Annotated in this window: 21 protein-coding genes and 3 pseudogenes; 18 read left to right on the forward strand and 6 right to left on the reverse strand. The window is 60.6% G+C overall.

What is annotated here, in order from left to right; all coding sequences use genetic code 11:
- Positions 1-63 precede the first annotated feature (63 nt).
- From C450_RS08825 to C450_RS08840, 4 genes and pseudogenes are all read left to right on the forward strand, one after another.
- A complete protein-coding gene (locus C450_RS08825) occupies positions 64-492 on the forward strand; it encodes a DUF4212 domain-containing protein (protein WP_005042761.1) in 429 nt (142 codons plus the stop codon).
- Positions 489-2,195, forward strand: coding sequence for a sodium:solute symporter family transporter (locus C450_RS08830; protein WP_005042763.1), 1,707 nt, complete (start codon positions 489-491; stop codon positions 2,193-2,195). Before C450_RS08825 ends, C450_RS08830 begins: the two co-directional genes overlap by 4 nt.
- A gap of 125 nt (positions 2,196-2,320) precedes the next feature.
- Positions 2,321-2,545, forward strand: a complete 225-nt coding sequence (locus tag C450_RS08835) for a hypothetical protein (protein ID WP_005042764.1) — start codon at positions 2,321-2,323, stop codon at positions 2,543-2,545.
- A 286-nt stretch (positions 2,546-2,831) separates the two neighbouring features.
- A pseudogene (locus C450_RS08840) lies at positions 2,832-3,542 on the forward strand (IS6 family transposase).
- Between the two features lie 322 nt (positions 3,543-3,864).
- Here the strand turns inward: C450_RS08840 and C450_RS20765 are convergent.
- Entirely contained in the window at positions 3,865-4,302 is a 438-nt protein-coding gene (locus C450_RS20765; RefSeq protein WP_193790512.1) for a hypothetical protein, read from the reverse strand.
- 726 nt (positions 4,303-5,028) lie between these two features.
- On the opposite strand from C450_RS20765, the gene C450_RS23695 reads away from it, so the two are divergent.
- The 3 genes from C450_RS23695 to C450_RS08850 all read left to right on the forward strand — a co-directional run bounded on the left by C450_RS23695 (position 5,029) and on the right by C450_RS08850 (position 7,757).
- Positions 5,029-5,187: a DUF7563 family protein gene (locus C450_RS23695; RefSeq protein ID WP_440717292.1), complete on the forward strand. Its 159-nt coding sequence runs from the start codon at positions 5,029-5,031 to the stop codon at positions 5,185-5,187.
- A gap of 253 nt (positions 5,188-5,440) precedes the next feature.
- On the forward strand, positions 5,441-7,003 hold the full coding sequence (locus tag C450_RS08845; protein WP_005042766.1) for an acyl CoA:acetate/3-ketoacid CoA transferase: 1,563 nt from the start codon (positions 5,441-5,443) through the stop codon (positions 7,001-7,003).
- 280 nt (positions 7,004-7,283) lie between these two features.
- Positions 7,284-7,757 carry a hypothetical protein gene (locus C450_RS08850; RefSeq protein ID WP_241430299.1) on the forward strand — a complete coding sequence of 158 codons (474 nt, stop codon included), beginning with the start codon at positions 7,284-7,286 and terminating at the stop codon, positions 7,755-7,757.
- A gap of 1,016 nt (positions 7,758-8,773) precedes the next feature.
- Here C450_RS08850 and C450_RS22080 read toward each other — a convergent pair.
- The 5 genes from C450_RS22080 to C450_RS08875 all read right to left on the reverse strand — a co-directional run bounded on the left by C450_RS22080 (position 8,774) and on the right by C450_RS08875 (position 12,381).
- On the reverse strand, positions 8,774-9,031 hold the full coding sequence (locus C450_RS22080) for a hypothetical protein (RefSeq protein WP_161606950.1): 258 nt from the start codon (positions 9,029-9,031) through the stop codon (positions 8,774-8,776).
- 468 nt (positions 9,032-9,499) lie between these two features.
- Positions 9,500-9,943 (reverse strand): hypothetical protein, encoded by a 444-nt coding sequence (locus C450_RS08860; protein WP_005042770.1) that lies wholly within the window; start codon positions 9,941-9,943, stop codon positions 9,500-9,502.
- A complete protein-coding gene (locus C450_RS08865) occupies positions 9,940-10,455 on the reverse strand; it encodes a DUF7342 family protein (protein WP_005042773.1) in 516 nt (171 codons plus the stop codon). Before C450_RS08865 ends, C450_RS08860 begins: the two co-directional genes overlap by 4 nt.
- A 228-nt stretch (positions 10,456-10,683) precedes the next feature.
- A complete protein-coding gene (locus C450_RS08870; protein ID WP_005042775.1) occupies positions 10,684-11,154 on the reverse strand; it encodes a hypothetical protein in 471 nt (156 codons plus the stop codon).
- Positions 11,155-11,958: 804 nt separating this feature from the next.
- Positions 11,959-12,381: a carboxypeptidase-like regulatory domain-containing protein gene (locus C450_RS08875; RefSeq protein WP_152424457.1), complete on the reverse strand. Its 423-nt coding sequence runs from the start codon at positions 12,379-12,381 to the stop codon at positions 11,959-11,961.
- 485 nt (positions 12,382-12,866) lie between these two features.
- On the opposite strand from C450_RS08875, the gene C450_RS08880 reads away from it, so the two are divergent.
- The 11 genes and pseudogenes from C450_RS08880 (at position 12,867) to hjc (ending at position 24,148) form a co-directional block, all read left to right on the forward strand.
- Positions 12,867-14,240: a diaminobutyrate--2-oxoglutarate transaminase gene (locus tag C450_RS08880; protein ID WP_005042783.1), complete on the forward strand. Its 1,374-nt coding sequence runs from the start codon at positions 12,867-12,869 to the stop codon at positions 14,238-14,240.
- The gene (locus C450_RS08885) at positions 14,237-15,721 is read left to right on the forward strand and encodes a pyridoxal phosphate-dependent decarboxylase family protein (protein ID WP_005042786.1); all 1,485 of its coding nucleotides are present in this window, start codon (positions 14,237-14,239) and stop codon (positions 15,719-15,721) included. Before C450_RS08880 ends, C450_RS08885 begins: the two co-directional genes overlap by 4 nt.
- Positions 15,718-17,532, forward strand: coding sequence for an IucA/IucC family protein (locus C450_RS08890; RefSeq protein WP_005042789.1), 1,815 nt, complete (start codon positions 15,718-15,720; stop codon positions 17,530-17,532). The genes C450_RS08885 and C450_RS08890 overlap by 4 nt, the downstream gene beginning before the upstream one ends.
- Complete coding sequence (locus tag C450_RS08895) at positions 17,529-18,185, forward strand: GNAT family N-acetyltransferase (protein WP_005042791.1); 657 nt, start codon at positions 17,529-17,531, stop codon at positions 18,183-18,185. Before C450_RS08890 ends, C450_RS08895 begins: the two co-directional genes overlap by 4 nt.
- Positions 18,178-19,548 carry a lysine N(6)-hydroxylase/L-ornithine N(5)-oxygenase family protein gene (locus C450_RS08900; RefSeq protein ID WP_005042798.1) on the forward strand — a complete coding sequence of 457 codons (1,371 nt, stop codon included), beginning with the start codon at positions 18,178-18,180 and terminating at the stop codon, positions 19,546-19,548. The genes C450_RS08895 and C450_RS08900 overlap by 8 nt, the downstream gene beginning before the upstream one ends.
- Before the next feature lie 2 nt (positions 19,549-19,550).
- A complete protein-coding gene (locus C450_RS08905) occupies positions 19,551-21,392 on the forward strand; it encodes an IucA/IucC family protein (RefSeq protein ID WP_005042799.1) in 1,842 nt (613 codons plus the stop codon).
- Between the two features lie 3 nt (positions 21,393-21,395).
- A complete protein-coding gene (locus tag C450_RS22085; protein ID WP_005042800.1) occupies positions 21,396-21,638 on the forward strand; it encodes a hypothetical protein in 243 nt (80 codons plus the stop codon).
- Positions 21,604-21,744: pseudogene (locus C450_RS23470) on the forward strand (hypothetical protein); the annotation flags it as partial. The gene C450_RS22085 and the pseudogene C450_RS23470, both read left to right, overlap by 35 nt.
- 423 nt (positions 21,745-22,167) lie before the next feature.
- Positions 22,168-22,392 (forward strand): annotated as a pseudogene (locus tag C450_RS22900) (IS6 family transposase); the annotation flags it as partial.
- Positions 22,393-22,448: 56 nt separating this feature from the next.
- Entirely contained in the window at positions 22,449-23,726 is a 1,278-nt protein-coding gene (locus tag C450_RS08915; RefSeq protein ID WP_005042802.1) for an adenosylhomocysteinase, read from the forward strand.
- Positions 23,723-24,148: a Holliday junction resolvase Hjc gene (gene hjc / locus C450_RS08920; RefSeq protein ID WP_005042803.1), complete on the forward strand. Its 426-nt coding sequence runs from the start codon at positions 23,723-23,725 to the stop codon at positions 24,146-24,148. The genes C450_RS08915 and hjc overlap by 4 nt, the downstream gene beginning before the upstream one ends.
- The last annotated feature ends 95 nt before the right edge of the window (positions 24,149-24,243 follow it).

Raw genomic sequence — 24,243 nt, forward strand, 5'->3', positions numbered from 1 at the left:
GGACGACGCCGCACAGCGACGGACGGTCAAACCGGACGGACACAGCGATGGAGAGATTCACCAATGACGGATAACCGCGCACGGACGACGAACGATTCTGGAACGGTCGAGACTGATGGTGGGGTGACGACGGAGCAGAACCCCACGAACTACCTCGATGCGGAAGTGAACATCTTCAGGCCGGAGACGGCGTTCATGCGGGATCACCTGAAACTGATCTGGGCGACGTTTCTCGCGTGGACGGTCGCGGTCTTCGGGCCGGTGACGGCTGCGCTCGTCGCTCCCGACCTGATGACCGAGACGATCGTTCTCGGCTTTCAGTTGCACGTTCTCCTGACGGGTATCGGCGCGCCGTTCGGCGCGCTCGTCCTGTCGGCGGTGTACGCCTACCGACGCGACAAACTCGACGAGAAATACGGCATCGAGCACGGACAATCGACGGGGACAGCGACAGACTCGACGGCAGCAACTGACGGCGGTGAGAACGCATGATCATGGATGTTCTGTTGCAAATCGCGCCCGACGGACTCAACGTCGGCTTCAAACTCATCCCGGCGCTCACGACCATCGGGATGTTGGTGGCCTTCCTCGCAGTCGGCTTTTTCTTCCGCGTAGCCGACACGGACAATCTCTGGGTCGCTGGCCGCTCGATCGGAAACATCGAGAACGGGATGGCGATCGGTGCCAACTGGATGTCGGCGGCGTCGTATCTCGGCGTCGCAGCGACCATCGCCACGCTCGGGTACTTCGGGCTGGCGTATCTCGTCGGCTGGACGGCGGGGTATTTCATCCTCCTCATCTTCCTCGCCTCGCAGTTCCGTCGGTTCGGTAAGTACACGGCACCGGATTTCGTCGCGGACCGGTTTTACTCCGACACCGGCCGCGCCATCGCGGCGGTGACGACGCTGTTCATCGCGTACGTGTACGCCGTTAGCCAGGGACGTGGCATGGGGCTGATGTCGATGTATCTCTTCGGCACGAGCTACACACAGGGCGTGATCCTCCTCATGGGCGTCACCATCGTCTACGTTGCCCTCTCGGGAATGCTTGGCACGACCAAGAACATGGCAATACAGTACGTCATTCTCATCATTGCCTTCCTCGGCGGACTGTACGCAGTCGGCTGGACGCAGGGCTACTCGACGGTGCTGCCGTATCTCGAATTCGGTGACGAGGCGACGATCGTCGCGGAGCAGATCGCTCGCGAGTTCACGGCTCCCTTCGCCAACGCCGGCTACTACGAGTGGGTGGCGCTGTGTTTCACCCTGATCGTCGGCACCTGTGGGCTGCCACACGTGCTGGTGCGTTTCTACACGGTCGACAACGAGCGGACGGCTCGGTGGTCCTGTGTCTGGGGGCTGTTTTTCATCTGCCTGCTGTACTGGGGCACTGCCGCGTACTCCGCGTTCGGCACGCTGCTGTTCGACCGGAGCGAAGCGCTGTCGTTCCCCTTCACCTCGGAGCAGGGTGATGTCGTGGTCGTTCTCACGGCACAGCTCGCCAACCTTCCGGAGTGGCTCGTCGGTCTCGTCGCCGCCGGAGCGGTCGCAGCGGCGCTGGCGACGGTTTCAGGGCTGTTCATCTCCGGCTCGTCGGCTGCCGCACACGACATCTACACGAACCTCTACAAACCCGAGGCGACCCAGCGCGAGCAGCTCATCGTGGGCCGGCTGACGATACTCGGACTCGGGATCCTGGTCGCGGCGACGGCGATCGCCGACGTCGGCGTCATCGCCTCCCTCGTCGCCGTGGCGTTCGCGATCGCCGGTGTCGTGATGTTCCCCGTGTTCTTCCTCGGGCTCTGGTGGGAGCGCACCACCCGCGAGGGCGCGCTCGCCGGGATGCTTGTCGGACTGGCGATCTCCGTCGTGACCATCGTCAACGACTACGCTGCACAGGTGATCGGTGGCGAGGGTCCTCTCGTGCCAGCACTCAACGCAGTGTTGCCCGCGACGTCGACGGCGCTCATCGGCGTGCCGGTCGTGATGGCCGTCATCGTCGCGATCTCACTGGTCACTGACGATCCGCCAGAAGAGGTCAAGCGTCTGGTTCGCCAGTGTCACAGCCCAGAACCGATGAGCCGGATGGAAAGTGCCGAAGAGGTTGCCACCGACGGTGGCGAGCACACCGACAGAGCGCGAGCCACGTCAGCACGAGGCGCTACCGATGAGGGAGACGATGACCGTTCTCGTTGAAAACGGTCGAAGCGTCTCGGCGCTTCGGTTCCCTGCAACCATCGATGCCGGCACGAGCGGCCCTCACCGGTGGCGCACTCCGTCGGCCTCGACCGGAGCGATTGCCCCGCTCGGAGGCCGATGAGATGGGTTTCCGTGAAGCCCTCGAACACCACGTCAGCGAACACCGCTCCGGCATGCTCGTCGATCTGGTGTTCGCGTGCAGTTGGGTGACGATGGTCACCGTTCTGTTCGGGCTGCTCGATGGTCCACAGTGGGCCTACTACCTGTGTATGCTCGCGGGTGTAGTTGCCTACTACGGGTTTTTCGCGTCCGTGGCGATCGCACGAGACAACGAGACGATCTCGTAGGTGTCCGAAACCCTCGTCGACACGCCCGAGGAAGATATTTGCGATAGTTGATTGGATCCGATGGCGAGGCGATTCGGCGACGGATCACCGATCCGTGATCTGAGAGCTTCGGGAGGCTTCCGTTGCCCACACGAGAGTCACAACGGCGGTGTTCAGATACGGCTGAACAGTGAGGCGCGGTGTGATTTCAGTGATCCATGCGGAAATCCACCCGCCTCAACGGTTGTTTGGACNGCGGTGTTCAGATACGGCTGAACAGTGAGGCGCGGTGTGATTTCAGTGATCCATGCGGAAATCCACCCGCCTCAACGGTTGTTTGGACGGGATCGAGTGAGGTTTTGTTAAGCGAGAAGCAACGCCGCGGCTGTTGATGAAGCAGAGTATTCAGTTGCATCTCGCCGGCCTTTCGCTTTCGAACACTGTCTCGATTCTCGACGTATTCGGCGTTAGTCGCGCTCGATCCACCATCCATAACTGGGTTCACAAGGCGGAGCTACAGCCCGAGTCCGGCAAAACGCCGGATCACGTCGCGGTCGACGAGACCGTGATCCGACTCGACGACGAGCGCTACTGGCTGTACGCCGTGGTTGATCCCGAGTCGAACGAACTGCTNGAGACCGTGATCCGACTCGACGACGAGCGCTACTGGCTGTACGCCGTGGTTGATCCCGAGTCGAACGAACTGCTGCACACGAAGCTTGAACCGACCAGAAACACCGCTCTCGCTCATGGCTTCTTCGCCGAACTCCGTCAGAAGCACCACGTCGATGACGCCACGTTTCTCATCGACGGCGCGACACCGCTACATGAAGCCTGCCGCCGCCACGGCCTCGATTTCCGCTCCGAACGACACGGAAATCGTAACAGCGCCGGACGTGTCTTCTGTGAGGTGAAACGACGTACCGCCTCGTTCTCGAACTGTTTCAGTCATGCCGGCGCAGCAACTGCCGACGAGTGGTTGCGATCGTTCGCCGTCGCATGGAATCTGCTTGTCTGAACACTACCGATGGAGAACACGCGCGTAGCAACACGCCCATGTGCAGATGTGTCATTCTTGAGCGAGACTTCTCCGTGACGATCCATACCACTACCAACACCAAACTGAAAATTCCACCCAGCGAATGGTTACTATGGATTCGAACCGACTCACCGGAATCGGGTTCACTCTTTTCGGCGTATCACCCCTCTACGCTTGCGGATGCACAGCCGTACTGAGGGTGTTCACATGATTCTGGGAGGGACCATGTGGCAGGTGAAACCAGCATCATAGACCGACTGCCCGACCCGATGGATCGATAATCGACACTACCTCCCACGATTCAGTTGAGTTGATTTGCTTGCAACCGAGCGATTTGGGTCAGTTCCTCGATCCGGGCATCGCGAGAGGGGATTTCTTGGGTGGATTCAACAGCAGGCATATGCGTGAGTCGGAACACATTGTTTGCAGTGACGACTTCGATATCCGTGTTCACGCCACTCCACCAGAGGAAGGCGTTTTCTCCGAACGAGCGATCTGCCGTCTCAACGCTTTCGTTGGCCCGCTTTTGGTCTGGAAGATTACCCAACGAACAGGATCCGAGTGCGTCAAGCGTCTCACCCTCACAGGGCCACAGGCGAAGCCTCACAGCCCGTGAATACGGGTCACTAGCACGGTATTCTGCAACGACAGTACCGTTGTCAGCGACTGTCGGCGTCCCAGACTCGGTGAATGTCCACGCTTCACCGATATCTCGAGCCTGAATGGCTCGGGTTGCCATCCCGGTCACGTTCGCCGATGCATTGCCACCTGTGCTGTCGGCTCCGTTTCCACCTGTTATGTTGGAGAGACATCCCGAGACTCCACTCGCGATCAACGGGACGCTTCCAAGCACTCGAAGATAGGTTCGTCTTTCCATCAGTCACTTCGGTCGGTATTGGCTCTCGTGATCATACTCAGGGATCCAGTTACTGAACTCTAATTAGTCCCAGAGTGATACGATTTCGGGGTCGAGTGTCTCTGAGATCTATATACGATCTCCCTGCACTGATCGGTCTGTGGGAGGGGAACGAGAATGCGCGAACTCTGATGTGCTTTCCCACAATATATAAAAAATTTTATGGTCGTATGTTACTGTATAGCTACGGGTCATGGGGATGCTCACCAATCGAAAACAGGTGGATGGAGCCGATCCCGTGTACATCTGCCGTGGCTGCGGTGAAGCGCTCGAGCTGGAGCAGTACATCTGTCCGGAGTGTGGTGGGTATAGCGTTGAACGAGCGCAAGCCGGTCGCTCGGCTGGTCTCGATATACACTCTGGAACGTTAGTTGGACGAGTAGTAATGGGACTCAAGCGGCGGTTGACCATCGACCAGTCGTTTACCGAGAGCAATACTGCGAGAGTGAGGCGATAAGGTGGGCGTTCGAAACCTGGACGGTGCCCACCCTGGTGTACGGATCGGTGTGAGTCGGTAGGCTCATCAGAGCGCTGTGAGAGCACCCGGACATGCCGGAGTGCGAGAACTGTGGTGACTTCGTGACTGAACAGTACGTGCGAGTGTTTGCTCCGCCCGAGATGGCTACCGTGCGGGTGTGCCCGAACTGTCCGGATATGATCCGTGAGAACGGCGGTGTTCGAGAGGCGAAGTCCCAACGGCGCAACTGACACGCACGAGTAGCAGACGGGTGTAGGGACGGAGGGCTGGTGAGGAGTTTCGACGTCTCCGCGACGGTAGTGACAACCGAACCCCGTCCCCCAGCGAAGGCCGACTCACCGTTCCACTGATTACGGGGATCCACCAGGAGACCGTTTCTCATGTCCGTTTTCGAGATCAAAATGTTACCCCATCAACGTGCAAAACTGAGCTGAATCTGCTGGACAGCAAGGTATATTGGCCACCGACAAACAGGGAAATATGATGGATATCGTGTGTTCAGTCGACGAAGCCGTCGAACAAGTCGATACGGGTGACACCATCGGAGTTGGTGGCTTCGTTGCCGTTGGTTTACCAGAGTATCTTCTTGAGGCGCTGGGGACCCGCTACAGTGAAACCGGATCGCCCGGTGATCTCACGCTGTATCATCCCGCCGCTGAAGGTGACCGGCAGGGACGGGGAGTCTCACATCTCACCCATGAGGGGATGCTCGAACGCGTTTTCGGAAGCCACTGGGGATTCGTTCCACAGCTAATGGAACGCATTGCCGCGGGTGACGTTGAGGCATACAATCTCCCATTCGGGGTGATGGACCACCTGCTCCGTGACACAGCCGCCGGAAAACCAGGGACGATCACGAACGTCGGATTGCGGACGTTTGTCGACCCGCGACAGGACGGTGGCAAGGTGAACGACGCCACGACGGAGGACCTTATCGAGGTCATGGAATTCGGCGGCGAGGAGTACCTTTTCTACCGTTCGATTCCGCTCAACGTGGCCCTCGTACGTGGGACAACGGCCGACGAGAATGGGAACATATCGATGGAACGTGAGGCACTCACGGCGAATATGCTCGCGACTGCACAGGCTGCACACAACTCCGGGGGAACGGTCATTGCACAGGTCGAGCGTGTAACCGAAGCGGGGACGCTCCCCCCGCGTGAGGTGGATCTTCCGGGTGTTCTCGTGGATGCAGTCGTTGACGCTCCGTTGTCCCACCACCGCCAGACGTATGGTGAAGACTACAGTGGTGCACTGAGTGGTGAAATTCGAGTCCCCGAGAGCGATAGCGATGGGGATCGGCCAGCACTCACCGAACGGAAGGTCATCGCACGCCGTGCGGCGATGGAGCTGGTTCCGGATGCTGTTGTCAACCTCGGGGTCGGGGTCCCGGAACTGGTCCCGACGGTCGCGACCGAAGGTGGCGTCGGCGATGAGATCACACAAACCGTCGAAGCAGGCCCTATCGGCGGGTCACCGTCGGGTGGTATCAACTTCGGGACGGCTGTCGACCACGACGCACTCGTTACTTCGCCCGAACAGTTCGACTTCTACGATGGGGGTGGGCTGGATATCGGGTTCCTCGGGATGGCACAGATCGATGCCGTTGGCAACGTCAATGTCAGCCGCTTCGGTGCCGACATCCCGGGCTGTGGAGGGTTCATCAACATCACACAGAACGCAGAACAGGTGGTTTTCTGTGGAACGCTCACGACAGGTGACCTCGACGTTGCTGTTGGCGACGGTGAGATAGACATTCGAAGTGAGGGAACGAACCGTAAGTTCGTCGAGCAGGTCGAGCAGGTAACATTCAGTGGCGAGTACGCTGTTGAAATCAACCAGCCGATTACGTACGTCACCGAGCGGGCGGTCTTCGAACTGACCGACTCGGGCCTTGTATTGGTTGAAGTTGCCCCGGGAATCGACATCGAGACGGAGGTGCTTGGAGAGATGGGATTCGATCCAATCATCGCCGATGAGGTTTCAGAGATGCCGCAGGCGCTGTTCGAGGAATCGGCGTTTGCCCTTCGGGGCTACGTCGAGTGAGGGCGTTGCTCTCGATTGAGACGGCCATACAGGGGTAGCGAACGAGCGTCTGAGTCCGGATGCGAGCTCGAATCGTAGAGGATGGCGCGGGCGTAGATAGCGGCTGAATTCGTTCCCTTCTGATGCCCTTGATGGCCATATGAAAATCAGGGGTTCTGGACTGGGGTCAGGAAGGAATTCCTTCTGGACACCGCTCGAATGAAAATCCCACGGCATTTCTGCTCACTCCCTCTGACAATGAAGGCACCAAACTACAGACGAACCCTGTGGGGTTGAGGCGATGAGCGCCGAAACTAAGACCTCCGGCAGCGCGACAACGGATATGGACGTCCCGGCGGGAGATATCGCCCGACAGATCCGTCGGGCATACAATCGACTCGGGTATCCACCGAGCGGGGCCGAAGCTGCCGAGTACGGCCCACACAACCGCTCGACGCTCGATCACCGTCACGACACCGACACCTCGTGGAATGACGTCCTCATTGCCGCGGGCGTTCCCACCGCTCGCGAGGTGATACTCACGGACCTCCGCGCACGCTACGCGGATCGTTACGAGTGGGACGGCGACCGGATCCGTGTCAAGTCCTACGAGATCGAGGACGCAACCGGTATCTCTGCCCAGCGCGTCGGCAGAGTTCTCACGGCGATCGCCGAAGGCGACTGCCCCCAGCCCGACGACCTCACGATCGAGCGGGACCAGACCGCACGCCACTGGATGTGGATCGTTTGCGACGGTGGTGGTGAGAGTGCATGAACGCCGTTAGTCGCATCCACCCTGAGGACGCGGTGACGTTGTCAAGCGGACCGTTGCGGGCGAGTATGCCACTGTTTCCCCTCACGAGATGCGTGATGAACACGCTCAGGCACGCTTTCTGGGTGAGCCAGTGATGATTCGCCCGGTTTCTCTGGAACTGTCGGGTTACAATCGAAAGCTGGTGTCCGAGTCGGCAAGCGGTATCGCACCCTGTTCGACTGCCTGCTCGGCCGACAACCGGTCCTGCATCACGAACACGGTGTTACTTCCTCGGCTCGTGTGGTACACCGAGTTGCGGAGGATGTCTGCGTGGTCGGTGTACTTCTCTCACACTCTTTCCTACCAGTGTTTCAATGCTAATTGGCAACAAGAACTAAGAAATAGGAATCTGTATAGAGACGTGCAGGTGTGTTTGCCTGTGCTACGTGCGGTCAACACGGGAATGCCGTGCGTAGGAGCATACGCGAACCACGGGCCGGGGGTCAAACCGACCGGCCCATTTTCCAGTCAGCCACCCGTTAGGGTCCTCTTCGGAAGCAGGCCGACGCACTCATCGTGGCTTCGATCTCGAGGATTTACTGTGCTGTTCACGGAGCGCAGAGCATACTGACTACTGGGAGGTGAAGGAGATATTTTGTAGACTTCTGTTCCGCGTAGAACCCAGCGTACCTCTCTCGTATCTTCACCTTGTCGCCAGAACTACTTAAAGAGACATAGCGACGTCTCGTCTACGCTTTGCAGAACGTCCTTCTTCAGTCGACTGGGTTGGCGTTTAGCCCACTCGCCGGTTCGGAGTCCAGTGTTGATACCGTGAAGAGCGATGCCGTCCTCGCCGGACTGGCTACTGAGTTCGGTGAGGTCGTGAGGTTCCCATTACTTACCCGTTTGGCGGGCGAAACCGAGTTGTGCCTCCAGCAGAAGACTCCCAGCAACAGCACGAAGACTTTCAAAGTCATCCGCCCATCCCGTGTGATGCGTGCGAGTCTGCTCTCCACTCTCACAGAAGTCACACGATCTCATTCCTCCTCTTGGATCACCTCACGCTCCCTCTCATTGGCTGTGACAACCATCTCAAACAGTTCATCGACGTCTGTGGACTCACTACTGAACACACAGCTGAACTCCTGGATCACCGACCAGCCGGCGGTATCAGTTGTCCCAGCTGTCACCTCGCGCCCCACAACCCGAATCAACCCCTGATCCCGGTGCAGGACGGAGCAGTTGCCGCCCTTGCGTGTCCGGAGCACCAAGTAGAGATTGTTGATCGATTTCACGCAGGCCTTGACGCACAGCAGAAGCTGACGGCTTCCCTTGATACGCCGCAATAGGTGTCATCACCATCTGTATTCGCTGACGGCGGTGGATCGCAAGACGACTCCCTGTGACCGTAGCGATGTAAATGAATCACAAGCAGAGATGACAGCACAGTATCTATCGGAGCAGCCCTTAGCCTACAAAAATGATGGATCGGGCCTGTTGGCGGGCGATCCCGCGCTTACGCGAGGCGGTCGGCGATCGAGAGAAAATCGCGAATGATCTCTCCCTCCTGACGTGAGACGGTCTGTGACAGGGGTGACTCCCGTATTTATGGATTACGGATAATCTGTAATAGGTTTGTTGAACAGGCGACGGTAGATGAGGCTACCTCTCGATGTAGACGATTCGAGCTATCGTGGTATTATTCGAAACCGAACGCTATCGCGTCAGTACGTACGCTGGCGAGTCAGCGACTCCGATTCGGATTAGAATTCTTCCGTATCGGTGAAAAGAATCTCCTCGAAGAGTTCACTACAGCACTCCCAGAGGAGTTTCGGAGGCGACTCTGCTTCGAAGACGACTCCTTCGTGGTGTGGTGTCTCCATCGACGCTGTCTGGTACTGAAAGTGCGCTGCGCCGAGGTTACTGTGATCTTCGTCCTGATGCCAGCCACAGTGAAAATCGAGGTTTGGATCGGCGTAGTCAACCCGAAAGACGTCATGCGGCGGCGTAAGCTTCCAATGGACCCCAAGTCTTGGAGACTCTGGACCGGTTGAGGGAACGACGCGCTGTGGGTCGACCTCGGCAGCCAGGTACCGTTTTTGAATCGCGTCTGGCTCGAACCAGACTGAAATCACCTCGGCTTGGCGGTTCAGGATATCCTTGAGCGTCCGATAGAGGGCTTGATTTTCTGCTCCTGGTTCATTCATGCGGAGGCAGAGCGCGGTTCACCAGGGAAGCGGTCGTAGAGTCGAAGGGCATCTTCGACGAGCCGGCGACGCGTGGCGAGGTGGTCCCACTCACGTGCGGCCTGACGGCGTTCACGCTCGTCTCCGATATCTTCGCTTGCGAGGCTTGCTCGCAGCTGATTGGATGTTTCGGCATCGTATTCGGATTTCCACGCGCGAATCTGCTCGTTCATCTCCTCAAGACTCCGAGCGAGCTCATCTGGCGAGTAGTGCTCGTAGAGTTCGCGCATTTCGATGAGGTACTGACCGACGGGATCGGGCTCGTAAGTGGTTTGTTGACCCTGTGAATCGGCGATCAGATTTCCGTCGTCTGCGAGTTGGCTGAGGTACTTCGTTGCGGTCTCGTGGGCAACTTCTGCTTCTGCAGCGACCCAATTGGCTGTTTGTGGTTCGCTGACCGTGAGCGCGACAGCTTCGACGCGCTCGGCCGCGGACAGGCCTTCGGTCCAGTCGCGGTTCGGATCACCACTCATGTCTCTGCCTACGCACTCCTAATGGAAATAAATTGAGGCGGATCGGATTATATCTACCCATCAGCTTGAAGCCAACGCGTTCGATAGCGTCATTCGATTTAAATCGTACAGTAAAGACGCTCGATGAGGGAGACAATCCATTTCGAATTCCGAGAGTGGTAGTTGCGACTGGTGATTTCAATGCATGGCCCGCATTCTCCGTGTCGTCAAGCAGGATACGATCGTCGGTTACAGAGCCGCCAGACAGAGTCGATGCATCTCGGTCGGTGAGCCATCCGCGCGTTCGGCGACGCTCGTAATTGTTCCCTCGTCGACGCTGGCATCAAGCATATCGAAGCCATTGCGACCAATCAACTCGAGGTCACGAGTCGTCCAGGTCGGTACATCGACCGAGCAGACCCGCCCGGAGAGATCCCCATCAGCGAGAGTGAGATCACCTCTCCCCGACTGCGTGGAAGTGACGAATATGTCAACTCCACGGTCAAACTGGGCCTTGACCGGGTTGGCGACGTACACTTGCAGGTCGTCCAGGATGGCGTGAAAATCGTCGTAGAGGACGGCAACCTCGCCAGCGCGAAAAACGTCCTTCACGACTCGCATCTGGTCTCTGAGTTTGTCACGTACCTGCTCGATTCTCTCCTCGGATGGCGTCAACGTCGGCGGGACAGCACTGCCCTCGGCGATGAGGTTGGCGAACAACTGTCTCGCAACATCGTCCTCCTGACTGATTTCGCTTCCTCGGATCGTGAGAAGTGGTTGATCTGCTGTTGTATGCTTGGCGAGACTCGTCTTCTCGCTATCGGCCGGGTCGACTAAATGGACCGGTGCAGCTGTTCACTTCGTCCACTGGATTGTTTCCTCCAGTTGGTGCTCTTCACGGGGATGAAGTTGTTCTCCGGATAGCGATCTGGGGTGAAGACGTCTTCTGGATTCATAACTCAACCACGACGTTTCTCCACGAAAACAGTTCGTGGTCGTTCAAGTTCACGCACCGACCCACCGAATTTCTTTAGGGTTAGCGTGAGCGTATCGACGGTGACGAACTGATTCATTACGGCGCGTGGAACCCCGATAAGACCCCGGCGACCGGCCCACAGTCAAGATACTCGACTGATGACTGAACGGTTACCGGCGATCGCACGGAATACGTGATCTGGTAGCCTGGTCGGCCCCTCTGCTTCTGCTGCCGCGATCACTCGCCGATCTTGCGCGAAACCTCGAACCGCGATCTGCCACGGCATCACTTGGATCTGGAACCATTGGGTTATTTTAGGCTAGCCTATAGGGATTCGCAGTGGTGTCCATACTTTCTAACGTACCAAATCCATCTGGCTGAGACCAGCGTGCGAGATACAGAGCGTGTAGTCAGCAAAAGGGCCATGAGGGCACCATCTACTCGATTTCTGCTGGTGTAGGGCTATTGCGACAGATCATTCGTCCTGTCGAATAGCAGCTATTTACTGATGAACGGTAATCAAACGTTACGGGGTAGTCACTACACCATCAACAGCAGAAAGAGGGAGTGGACGCTGACCCTTCAAGCGGGGTCGGATCGGGAACATCTTCGACAGCGACGTTGAAGTTCAGCGAAACCGTGCTGCCGCCCACAACGGTAACGATTTTCGTGGTTCCGCCGGCTTCCACATTATACGATCCCGCTGACAGGTTGGTTTCGATCTGACCAGCGTTGTTGGTGGCCCCGTTGAACACCTGCTCGCCCGTGATAGCATCCGTAATGACGACCGTCTCGTTCCCGACACCAGCGCCGTTCTGGTCGGTGATGTCCACGATCAACGACCCTGTACTCGGATCAGAATCCACTACCCCTGCAGCACTCACCCTGAATTCCTCAGCTATGACGAAACTTCCGCTGAGTACCAACGCTGTGCAGGCGAAAACACCTCCCCAGCGAATCCAGTTTGTCATAGCTCAATACATTCACTGATCTCCTCCTCCAATAATGTTTCTAGAAAGATATTTGTGTTTATGATATATAGCTTGAAAACTGCGTTCTGTCCGTGCGATTCTCTCGGACAAATTCTGGACTACTCTCACTCTTTGGCGAACCGTATCCAAATTCGGATACAGTATTGAGCGCGGGCGATTTACAAGATACGCGCCCTGTATCTCGCACGCTGCATCTCTCAACTGTTGGAGGGGACTCGTGCAAAACTACGGATTGCTCCGATAATCCCTATAACAAACTCCCGTCGGAGTCTCCGCGACCTCCCGTCCGAACGGGTTTCATGTCAACTGTCACTACGAGATTTGGATCCGGGTTGTTTTAGGCCGGCCTGAAAATCGACGGTTTTATGCATTTTTAGGTTAGCCTAAGAATATATGCGACAACCAGATACGCGAGCACCCGCACTCCGTGCAACGGTTTCGACTCGTCGTGGAGGTGGAGCACGATGAGCTATCTCGAGCAGGATAACAGCGCCATCCTCTCCCAGCAAGCCGGGCGTGAATCGAACGCGCGGACGTATCCCCGCCATCTCCCGCTGGCTATCCGCGAGGCACAGGGAGTCACCGTAACGGACATGGACGGGAACGAATACTACGATTGTCTTGCCGGGGCGGGGACGCTCGCCCTCGGCCACAATCACCCGCGAATCGTCGAAGCGATGGAGCGCACGCTCGAGACCAGTCGACCGCTCCACACGCTCGACATCTCCACGCCCGCGAAAGAGCGGTTCGTCGACTCGCTGTTCGAGAGCCTGCCCGACGAGTTCAGCGAGCGAGCGAAGGTGCAGTTCTGTAGTCCGGCCGGAACCGACGCCGTCGAAGCGGCTCTCAAACTCGTCAAGACGGCCACCGGGAACCGGAGCATCCTCGGATTCCAGGGCGCCTACCACGGGATGACGAGCGGGGCGCTCTCGCTGATGGGCGACACCGACGCCAAGGAGCCCATTCCGGGACTGATGAACGAGGTCCACCACCTGCCGTTCCCGTACGACTATCGGTGTCCGTTCGGCGTCGGCGGCGAGACCGGTCACCGGATCGGAAGCGACTACGTCGAGAACCTTCTCGACGACGATGAAAGTGGAATCACCGACCCTGCCGGGATGATTCTCGAACCCGTTCAGGGAGAAGGGGGAACGATCCCCTCACCCGATGCGTGGCTCCGAGAGATTCGTCGCATCACGCGCGAGCGCGACATCCCGCTCATCCTAGACGAGATTCAGGCGGGTCTCGGGCGGACCGGCGAGACGTACGCCTTCGAGCACGCCGGCATAATACCCGACGTAGTCACGCTCTCGAAAGCCATCGGCGGCGGGCTCCCGCTCGCCGTCGTCGTCTACGACGAGGAGCTCGACGTCTGGGAGCCGGGCGCGCACGCAGGAACGTTCCGCGGAAACCAGCTCGCGATGGCGGCCGGAGAAGCGACCATCGACTACGTACTCGAGAACGATCTCGACGCCCACGCTGCCAACGCGGGTGCACGTCTCCGAGAGCATCTCGAATCGACGGCCGAGCAGTTCGGTTCGATAGGAGACGTCCGTGGTCGCGGGCTGATGCTGGGCGTCGAGTTCGTCGACACCGACGCCGACTGGCAGGGTCCGGGTCCGCACGCTCCGGACGGCGATTTCGCGGCGGCAGTTCAGGCCGAGTGTTTCGACCGCGGACTTATCGTCGAACTCGGTGGCCGCGAGAGCGCGACCGCCCGGTTCCTCCCGCCACTGATCGTCTCCGTGTCCCAGATCGACGAGATCGCCGCCATCTTCGAGGAGGCCGTCGCCGCCGTCACCAAGACCGACGCGGAACCAGCCGAGGTGGCCGCATGAGCGGGGACGAACTGTTCCTCGGCTCCGAGACAGGTACTACCGCGTACCGGGAGGCCATGGAGCGGGCGACCGACGCCGTCGTGAGTAGCTTCGACAGCACCGATAACCCCTACTCCGGGCGGTCGCCAGAAGCGCTCTCCGGGGCATTCGAAGACCCCGTCATTCCCGAAACCGGGACGGGTCTCGAGGCCGCTATCGACGAGGCCGCCACGAGGATTCTCGCACATTCCGTCGCGACCTCGAACCCGCGGTGTGCGGCTCACCTCCAGTGTCCGCCCATGATTCCGGGGCTCGCTGCGGAGGCGATGCTCACTGCGGCGAATCAGTCGCTCGACTCCTTCGATCAGGCGCCCGCCGCGACCGTCCTCGAAGGAGAGGTCGTAGATGCCCTTTGCGGACTGTTCGATCTTCCAGACGTCTCGGACGGCGTCTTCACAAGCGGCGGGACGCAGTCGAACTTCCAGGCCCTCCTGTTGGCCCGCGACCGTTACTGTCATCGACAGTTCGGCCGCGACGTGCAGTCGGGCGGACTTCCACCAGAAGCCGAATCGCTTCGCGTTCTCTGTTCGGAGGAAGCCCACTTCACGGGTAAGCAGGCGGCCCATCACCTCGGACTCGGCGAAGACGCGGTCGTCACTGTCCCCATCGACGAGGACCGCCGGATGGATACGGACGCGCTCGACGCGATACTCGCCGAACTCGACACCGGTGACGCGAACCCCTTCGCGCTCGTCGGGACTGCCGGGACCACCGACTTCGGCAGCATCGATCCGCTAACCGAACTCGCTGACCGGGCGGCTGAGTACGACCTTTGGTACCACGTCGATGCCGCATACGGCGGTGCCCTCGCTCTGACTGGCCACGCCGACCTGCTCGACGGCATCGAGCGCGCCGATTCTGTTGCCGTGGACTTCCACAAACTGTTCTACCAGCCCATCAGCTGCGGCGCGTTCCTGCTGGGCGACGGGGATGATTTCGGGTGGATGGCGCGCAATGCTGCCTACCTCAATCCGGAGGAGCACGACGAAACCGGCGTTCCGAACCTCGTCGCGAAGTCCGTCCAGACGACGCGTCGGTTCGACGCGCTGAAACCCTACGTCGCGTTCCGTGCAATCGGTCGCGAGGGAATGGCAGCTCTCGTCGAGGAGACCCTGAATTTGGCCCGAGACGCTGCATCGCTCATCGAGGAGGCGACCGATTTCGAACTGTTGCACGAGCCGACGTTGAACGCGGTCGTCTTCCGCTATCGCCCGCGCGAAGCGATGTCCGACGCCGCTGTGAGCCGGTTGAACGCGAACGTTCGAGAACAGTTGCTCCACGACGGTCGGGCCGTCGTCGCCAGGACGGAGGTCACGGGCGTGACCAGTCTGAAGTTCACGCTGCTGAATCCGACCGCGACGCTGGACGACGTCGCCGAGATGTTAGACGTCATCAGGGACTGCGGCGCGGCGGTCGTCCGAGACGAGGAGGTGGTCGCATGACACTGTCGTTCGACGGTCGTGCGGACCGGGACGTCGATCCCGCCGAACGGGCCGACGACGCCGCGATACACGCGTTCCTCAACTGTTACCTCCGCGAGACTGGCGACTATACGGTCTCCGACGAGTCCGTTGCAGACGTCGCGCCCGGTCCCGAGGGCCTGCTTCGGACTCGGCTTCTCGAACAGCGGATCGACGTACTGGCACCCCTCGAGTACCGGTCGCCGACCGAGCGCCATCTGTTCGACATGCCCGTTCGGTATCGTCTCCCCGATGGGACCGTCTGCCGGGCCGACGCCGCGACCCTCGCATCACTCGTAGTGAAAGACCTCTCGCTGGACCGACCAGACGGCTCCGCTCCGGACGAGCTCTTAGAGCGAGTCCTCCGGAGCAAGCGAAACGTCGAGACCTTCGTCCGAGCACGTGAGGGTGACGACGCGCGACTCTACGGCGAGCGGCTGTCGTTCCGCGACACCGAGCAGGCGCTCGTCTTCGGGCATCACCGTCATCCGACGCCCAAGAGTCGTCAGGGCATCGCTACCCGGAACCAAGACACGTTCGCGCCCGAGCTTCGCGGGTCGTTCCCGCTTCACTACTTCCGTGCCGATCCCGACCTCATCACGTCGGACTCGGCGCTCGATCGGTGCGCCACGACCTGGGTGAAAGATGCCCTCCGCGACGACGACAGCGTGCCCACGTCGTTTGTCGAGGAACACGTCGACAGCGGAGACGCCTTGTTGCCGGTCCACCCCTGGCAGGCGGAGTACCTCCTCGACCAGTCACGCGTCCAGCGGCACCTCGGAGACGGAATCGAGCACCTGGGTGCCGTCGGGCAGGAGTTCTATCCGACGACCTCGGTCCGGACTCTCTACGCTCCCGACGCCCCGTTCATGGTGAAATCGTCGTTGCACGTGAAGATCACCAACTCCGTGCGGACGAACAAACGCCCGGAGCTCGACCGAGGCGTGGCCGTCGCGGAACTTCTCGACACCGCGTTCGGCGACGAACTCGCCGATGGGTTCCCGAACTTCGATATCGTTCGCGACCCCGCCTTCCTCGCGCTCGACATCGGCGACGAACGCGAGTCCGGACTGGAGACGGTTCTCCGGGCCAATCCCTTCCACGGCGATCTGGCAGAGCGTTCTACACCCCTGGTATCGCTCTGTCAGGACGCTATTGTGGGTCGATCTCGTCTCGGTCGTCTCGTCACGACCATCGCCGAACGCGATGGACGTGATACCGAAGCGGTCAGCGAAGAGTGGTTCCGCCGGTATTTGGAAATCGCTATTCGCCCGGTGCTGTGGCTCTATCTCGATCAGGGCGTCGGTGTGGAGGCGCACCAACAGAACTCCGTACTCACGCTCGACGAGGCCGGCTACCCGAGCGAGTTCCGCTATCGCGACAACCAGGGGTTCTACTTCCCCGAATCGCAGTATCCCGAGGTCGACGCCTACCTCCCAGGCGTCGGCGAGCGCGCCGATACCGTCTGTGCCGATTCCATCGCCGACGAGCGGCTCCGCTACTACGTTGTCCTGAACAACGCACTCGACGTCGTCAACGCCTTCGGAAGCGCCGGGCTCGTCGACGAGCGGCAGCTGTTGGCGCTCCTCCGCGACGAACTCGAACGGGCTCGCGACCGCTACGACCGTCCCTCGTCGGACTTTCTCGCCCCGCTGCTGGAGTCGCCGACCGTCCCCTGTAAAGCCAACTTACTGACGCGCTTCCGGGGACTGGACGAACTGGAGAACGACCTTGAGAACCAGTCCGTCTACACGGACGTGAAGAACCCCCTCGTCACCGAACTCGATTCATGACCGGACCCGACGCAACCATCGCGACTGATTACGACTACCAGACCTACGACCCGACGATCGAGAAGACCATCTCGCTCCGGCAGGCGACGTTCGACCGCGACCTCGGTCGGCTCCACGCCTGGCTGGCGAGCGACCACGTGAAACCGTACTGGGAGCTCGATCTGCCGTTGCCGGCGTTCTGCGACCGCCTCACCGGGAAACTCGCGGATGGTCATCTGACGCCCTACATCGGGTGTTTGGACCACGTTCCGATGAGCTACTGGGAGTGCTACTGGGCGGCCGAGGACGACGTCGCGAACCACTACGACGCCGAGCCGACCGACCAGGGCGTCCACCTGCTCATTGGCCCCGAGGAGTATCTGGGACAAGGCTACGCGGTACCCCTGATGCGAGCCGTAGTCGGGATACAGTTCCGCCACCCCGAGACCGACTGCGTCGTCGCGGAACCGGACGCTCGCAACGAGCGCGTCATCCACGTCTTCGAGCAGTGCGGGTTCGAACCGCGACGGGAGTTCCGCTTCGACGAGGCCGAGAAAGACGCCGTACTGATGGTCTGCGAGCGAGAGCGGTTCGAGACCGATGTACTCGTTGACGCGACCGCTGCGCCCCGAACGGGGGCGGACGACCGCAGCGAGGTGAGTCCCGATGACTGATTCGGACCTCGTACACGATGTCGTCGGCGTCGGACTGGGACCATTCAATCTCGGTCTCGCAGCCCTGTTGGACGGCGTCGAGGAATCCGTTGATGCCGCGTTACTCGAACGAGAGCCCGAGTTCAACTGGCACGAAGGAATGCTGCTCGAGGGAACGACCCTCGAGGTGCCGTTCCTTGCCGACCTCGTGTCGCTCGCGGACCCGACGAACCCACACAGCTATCTCAACTACCTGCGGGAAACGGGGCGCATCTACGAGTTTTACTTTTACGAGACGTTCCAGACGCTCCGTCGCGAGTACAACGACTACCTGCAGTGGGTCTGCGAGAACGTTGACAGCTGTCGGTTCAGTCGCGAGGTGACCGAACTCCGGTGGGACGAGGAGCGCGATCACTACGTCGTCACGGCCCGCCATCCTGAGACCGGCGACCGGTTCGAGTACCGCGGCGAAAACGTCGCGCTCGGGATCGGATCGCGGCCTCAGATTCCGGAATCGCTCCAGGGCCATCCGGACGAGGACGTCTTCCACACGGCACGCTACCGCGACAACCGCGAGCGTGTACTGAATGCCGAGTCGGTCACCGTCGTAGGATCAGGCCAGAGCGCCGCCGAAGTCTTCCAGGACCTGCTGGAACGACAGCCAGAGGGACGGTATCGACTGGACTGGTTGACGCGCTCGGACGGCTTCTTTCCGATGGAATACTCCAAGCTTGGGCTGCAACACTTCACGCCCGAGTACGAGCAGTACGTCTACGACCTTCCTCAAGGAGTGAAAGACGACCTCATTCCGAACCAGGAGCTGCTCTACAAGGGCGTCGACCCGGAAACGAGCGCGGAAATCTACGACCTCCTCTATCGGCGCTCGATCGGCGACTGTGATCCCGACGTCGGTCTCTTCGCGATGACCGAGGTGCGGGACATCGCCGACACGGGTGAGGCATACGCCCTCGACTGCCACCAGTGGCAGGCTGAGGAGTCGTTCGTCCACGAAAGCGAGGTCGTCGTCCTCGGGACCGGATACGAGCGCCCGATTCCGGGCTTCCTCGAACCGCTCAAGGAAGCGATCAACTGGGACGACAAGGGCCGATTCGAGGTGACGCCGAACCATCACCTCGACATCGACGTGACGGGCGACGTGTTCCTCCAGAACGCCGAACTCCACACCCACGGGGTCGGTGTTCCCGACCTCGGGCTCGGTTGCTATCGGAACACGAAGTTCGTCAATCGCCTCGTCGGCCGGGAAGCCTACCCCGAAGACAACGACACAGTCTATCAGGACTTCGCAGTGGAGCAGTTCGTCGAACGCGCACCGTCCGCCTCCCGGCAGCCCGGGAGCGAAGCAACTCCCACCAACGACAATTAACGATGGATCCGAACGACACGATACGACGGCACGCACTGGACAGCGAAACGTGGGAGACGGTCGAATCCCGGCTCCTCACGAAGATGCTCGAAGAGTTCACGTACGAAGAGATTATCGCACCTCGAAAGGTCAATGTCGACGACGAGCCTGCTACCTACCGCTTCGACCTCGGCGAGGCATCGTACCGATTCGAAGCGACGGAGCGGTTGATGGACGGCCTCCACGTCTACGGCGACACCGTCGAACGTCGCGACGGGAGCGACGACTGGACCGCGTTCACGGATCCGCTCGGACTCGTTCACGATCTCGGCGAAACCACTGATCTCGACGGTCTGACTGAGGGGAACCTCGTTCGCGAGTACAAGCGAACGCTTCTCGCCGACGCCCACATCGAGGCACGCAAGCGAAACCGCGACGACGTCAATCTACTCGACTTTGACTATGCCGAACTCGAGGGCGAGATGGAGGGTCACCCCTGGATCACGTACAACAAAGGTCGTCTCGGCTGGGGGTACGACGACTACCAACAGTTCGCACCCGAGCGGAAAACCCCCGTGACGCTCTCATGGGTCGCCATCTACAAGGAAAAGGCGACCTTCGTCGCTACGGAAAACGTCGATCACGACTCGCTCGTCCGGCGCGAACTCGGTTCCCGTTACGAGGAGTTCCGCGACCGGCTGGCCGCACGGGGCCTCGACCCGGACGCCTACTACTTCCTGCCGGTGCACGACTGGCAGTGGGAGAACAGTATCGTCCCGCTGTTCCCCGATCACATCGCGGCCGAGGACATCGTGCCACTCGGTGAAGGACCGGACGAGTACCTGCCACAGCAGTCGGTACGTACCTTCGTCAACGTCGACAACGAGGAGAAACACCACGTCAAAGTCCCAATGCGGATCCTCAATACCCTGGTCTGGCGCGGTCTCCCCGGGGAGCGGACTGAACTCGCTCCCACCGTCACCGAGTACGTCAAGGGTATTTACGAGGAAGACGAGTTCCTGCAAGAGCAGGGGCTCGTCCTCCCGGGTGAGATCGCGGGCGTCAACTACGACCACTCAGATTTCACCGACATCGAGGGCTCGCCCTACCAGTACCACGAACTGCTCGGCGCTGTCTGGCGAGAGTCGATCTACACGTTCCTGGACGATGACGAAGAAGCCATCACGCTCTCCGCGCTGATGCACGTCGACGGCGAGGGCGAACCCTACGTCTCGCAACTCGTCGCGGAGTCGGGACTCACGCTCGACGAGTGGCTTGCGGAGTTCTTCGAGACTGTGCTTCCGCCGCTCTTGCACTTCCTCTATCGCTACGGTACGGTCTTCTCCCCGCACGGACAGAACACGATCCTGGTCGTTGAAGACGCGGTTCCATCCCGCCTCGCGGTCAAGGACTTCGCCGACGACGTGAACGTGAGCGACCGGCCGCTTCCCGAACTGGACGCGCTCGCAGATGAGATGCACGACGTTCTCCGAAAGGAGCCCCCCGAGGGACTCTGTCAGTTCATCTTCTGTGGACTGTTCGTCTGTGTGCTCCGATACGTCGCGGACCTCCTCGTGGAACACGAGGAGTACTCCGAAGATCAGTTCTGGACCCACGCGCGGGAGACGATACTTGACTACCAGTCGCAGTTCCCCGAACTGGAAGAACGGTTCGAGCTCTTCGACCTGCTTCAGCCCGAGTTCACGAAGCTCAGCCTCAACCGGAACCGAATCTTCGACTACGGCTACGACGACGCGCCCGGTCGTCCCCACGCCACCGAGCACGGCACGGTGACGAACCCCCTCTATGAGGTCGCAGCCGACACGCCGGAGCACGCGAAACGGTCGAGCCGCGCTGACGACTAGGAAATGAGTAGCGCGCTAACACGGCGGCTCAAGACAGCATTCATCGCCGACGAGGAGCCACCGCTGTGGACGCGTGCCTTCCTGCTCGGTTGCGGGACACAGTTTCTCGCCTGCAGCGGCTACGCGGCGATCCATCCGACGTTTGCGGTGTATATGGAAACGGTCACCCAAAGCGAGTCGCTCATCGGCCTCGCGTTCGGCACGTTCACCTTTGCAGCCACGGCCGATAGCCGGGTGGCTGCTTGACCGCTTCGGCCGGCGCGGCGTCCAGGCGATAGCTGCTGTCGCGTTCGTGGCTACGACCCTCTCGTTCACGTGGGTGACCGCTATCTGGGTCGCGATCGGCCTTCGCATACTGCACGGACTGACCTGGGATGCCAGCAACACCGTGATGCCGACGATCGCCGCAGACGTGGTTACCGGACGCCCGTCAATCGGAGGGATTCGCGTACTTCGATGTGGTTCCGAACGTCGCGCTCGTGGTGCTACCACCAGCCGGGCTCTGGGTAGCGCATCGTTACGGGTTCGCCGTGCAGTTTGCCGGCGCAGCCCTGGTCACGTTCGCGGGCATTCCGGTTGGCGCAATCGACGCGTTGGTGCCACTCTACGCACCAACCGTCGGACTCGACAACGCCGGCTTCCTTTTCACGGTCATGGGCGGGGCGATCGCCTTCGCACGCACGGTTCGTGGACGACTCTCAGGATCGATACCGACCTTGCTTTCGGCGTCGTTCGTCTGTCGAGCTGCCGGACTGGCACTATTTGCCCTCGCCAGGCGACGTTTCTCGTCGACGGTGCAACACCGCTACACGAAGCCTGCCGCCGCCACGGCCTCGATTTCCGCGACGAACAGCATGGAAATCGTAGCGGCGTCGAACGTGTCTTCCGCGAGGGAAAACGACGCACCGCCTCGTTCTCGAACTGTTTCAGTCATGCCGATCCAGCAACTGCCGACGAGTGGTTGCGATCGTTCGCCGTCGCATGGAACCAGCTTATCTGAACACTATCGAAGTAGGGTCCGGTAGCGTTTTGAGCGCGCTGGCTCTCGGTTCACCCATGACCGACGCCGCGCCGATCACCGACCGTATCGACGATCCCGAGAGCGCCCGCGAGTCGGGCCGCCAGAAGATCGACTGGGCACGCGAGCACATGCCGATCATGCGCGCGCTTCGTGAGGAATTCGAGGCCGAACAACCTCTCGCGGGCGAGCGGATCGGGATGGCGATGCACGTCGAGGCCACTACTGCTGTGCTCACCGAGACGCTCGCCGCCGCCGGCGCGGAGATCGCGATCACAGGCTGTAACCCGCTTTCGACCCACGACGACGTGAGTCGGGCGCTCGACGCCCACGAATCGATCACTTCCTACGCCGAGCGCGGCGTCGACGACGACGCCTACTACGCCGCGATCGAGGCCGTGATCGGCCACGAGCCCACGATTACTGTGGACGACGGGATGGACATGGTCGCCGCGATCCACGACGACTATCCCGAACTCATCGACTCCATCGTGGGTGGGTGCGAGGAGACGACGACGGGCGTCCACCGCCTCCGCGCGATGGACGACGACGGCGCGCTGGAGTACCCCGTGTTCGCGGTGAACGACACGCCGATGAAACGGCTGTTCGACAACGTTCACGGCACGGGTGAGTCCGCGCTGTCGGCGATCGCGATGACCACCAACCTCTCGTTTGCGGGGAAAACGATCGTCGTCGCAGGGTATGGTTACTGTGGCCAGGGTGTCGCGAAGAAGGCCGCCGGCCAGAACGCCCATGTCGTCGTTTGCGAGGTCGATCCCCGGCGCGCGTTGGAGGCTCACATGGAGGGGTACGAGGTCCTTCCCATGAGCGAAGCCGCGGCGAAAGGCGACGTGTTCGTCACCACGACCGGCAACCGCGACGTCATCACCGCCGAGCACTTCGAGCGGATGGGCGACGGCGCGCTGCTCGCGAACGCGGGCCACTTCGACGTCGAGATCGACCTCGACGGGCTCTCGGATCTCGCGGCGAGCACCCGTGAGGTGCGGCCCGGGGTTCAGGAGTACGAACTCGACGACGGCACGCGGCTGAACGTGCTCGCCGAGGGCCGACTCGTCAACCTCGCCGCGCCGGTCGCGCTCGGCCACCCGGTCGAGGTGATGGACCAGAGCTTCGGCGTCCAGGCAGTCTGTGTGCGCGAACTCAGCGGGGCAGCGTACGAGCCGGGCGTCCACGACGTTCCCGACGATCTCGACCGTGAGGTCGCCGAGATCAAACTCGACGCCGAGGGGCTCGCGATCGACGAACTCTCCGACGAACAGACGGAGTACATGGGAAGCTGGGATCACGGAACGTGAGCAACGCCAAGGGCGATCGTCGGGAGCGCGAACTCGTCAACGAGCTCGACGATGCCGGGTTCGCGGTGATGCGCGCGCCGGCGAGCGGCAGTGCGACCGACCGCGAGCTCCCCGACGTGCTCGCCGGTAACGACGGTGATTTTTTCGCGATCGAGGCGAAATCCTCCGCGGGCGACCCGATCTATCTCACCGGCGAGGAGGTCGAAGCGCTGGTCTACTTCGCCCAAAACTTCGGCGCGAAACCCCGTATCGGAGTACGGTTCGACCGCGAAGCGTGGTACTTCTTCCATCCGGGCGACTGCTACGTCACCGACGGTGGCAACTACCGCGTCAAAAAGGAGACCGCGCTCGAAGAGGGCACCGACTTCGACGAACTCACCGGCCAGTCGACCCGCACGCAGCTGGACCAATACGACGTCTAAGCAGGATGTGCCGGGGGAGCCGGCGGTGGCGCAAGGCTGCCACGACCCCGATCTGGCGTTCGTCACGCGGATGTCTGACGCAGATTTAAGTATCA

The sequence above is a fragment of the Halococcus salifodinae DSM 8989 genome (genome assembly GCF_000336935.1).
In the GTDB taxonomy this organism is placed as follows: Archaea; Halobacteriota; Halobacteria; order Halobacteriales; family Halococcaceae; genus Halococcus; species Halococcus salifodinae.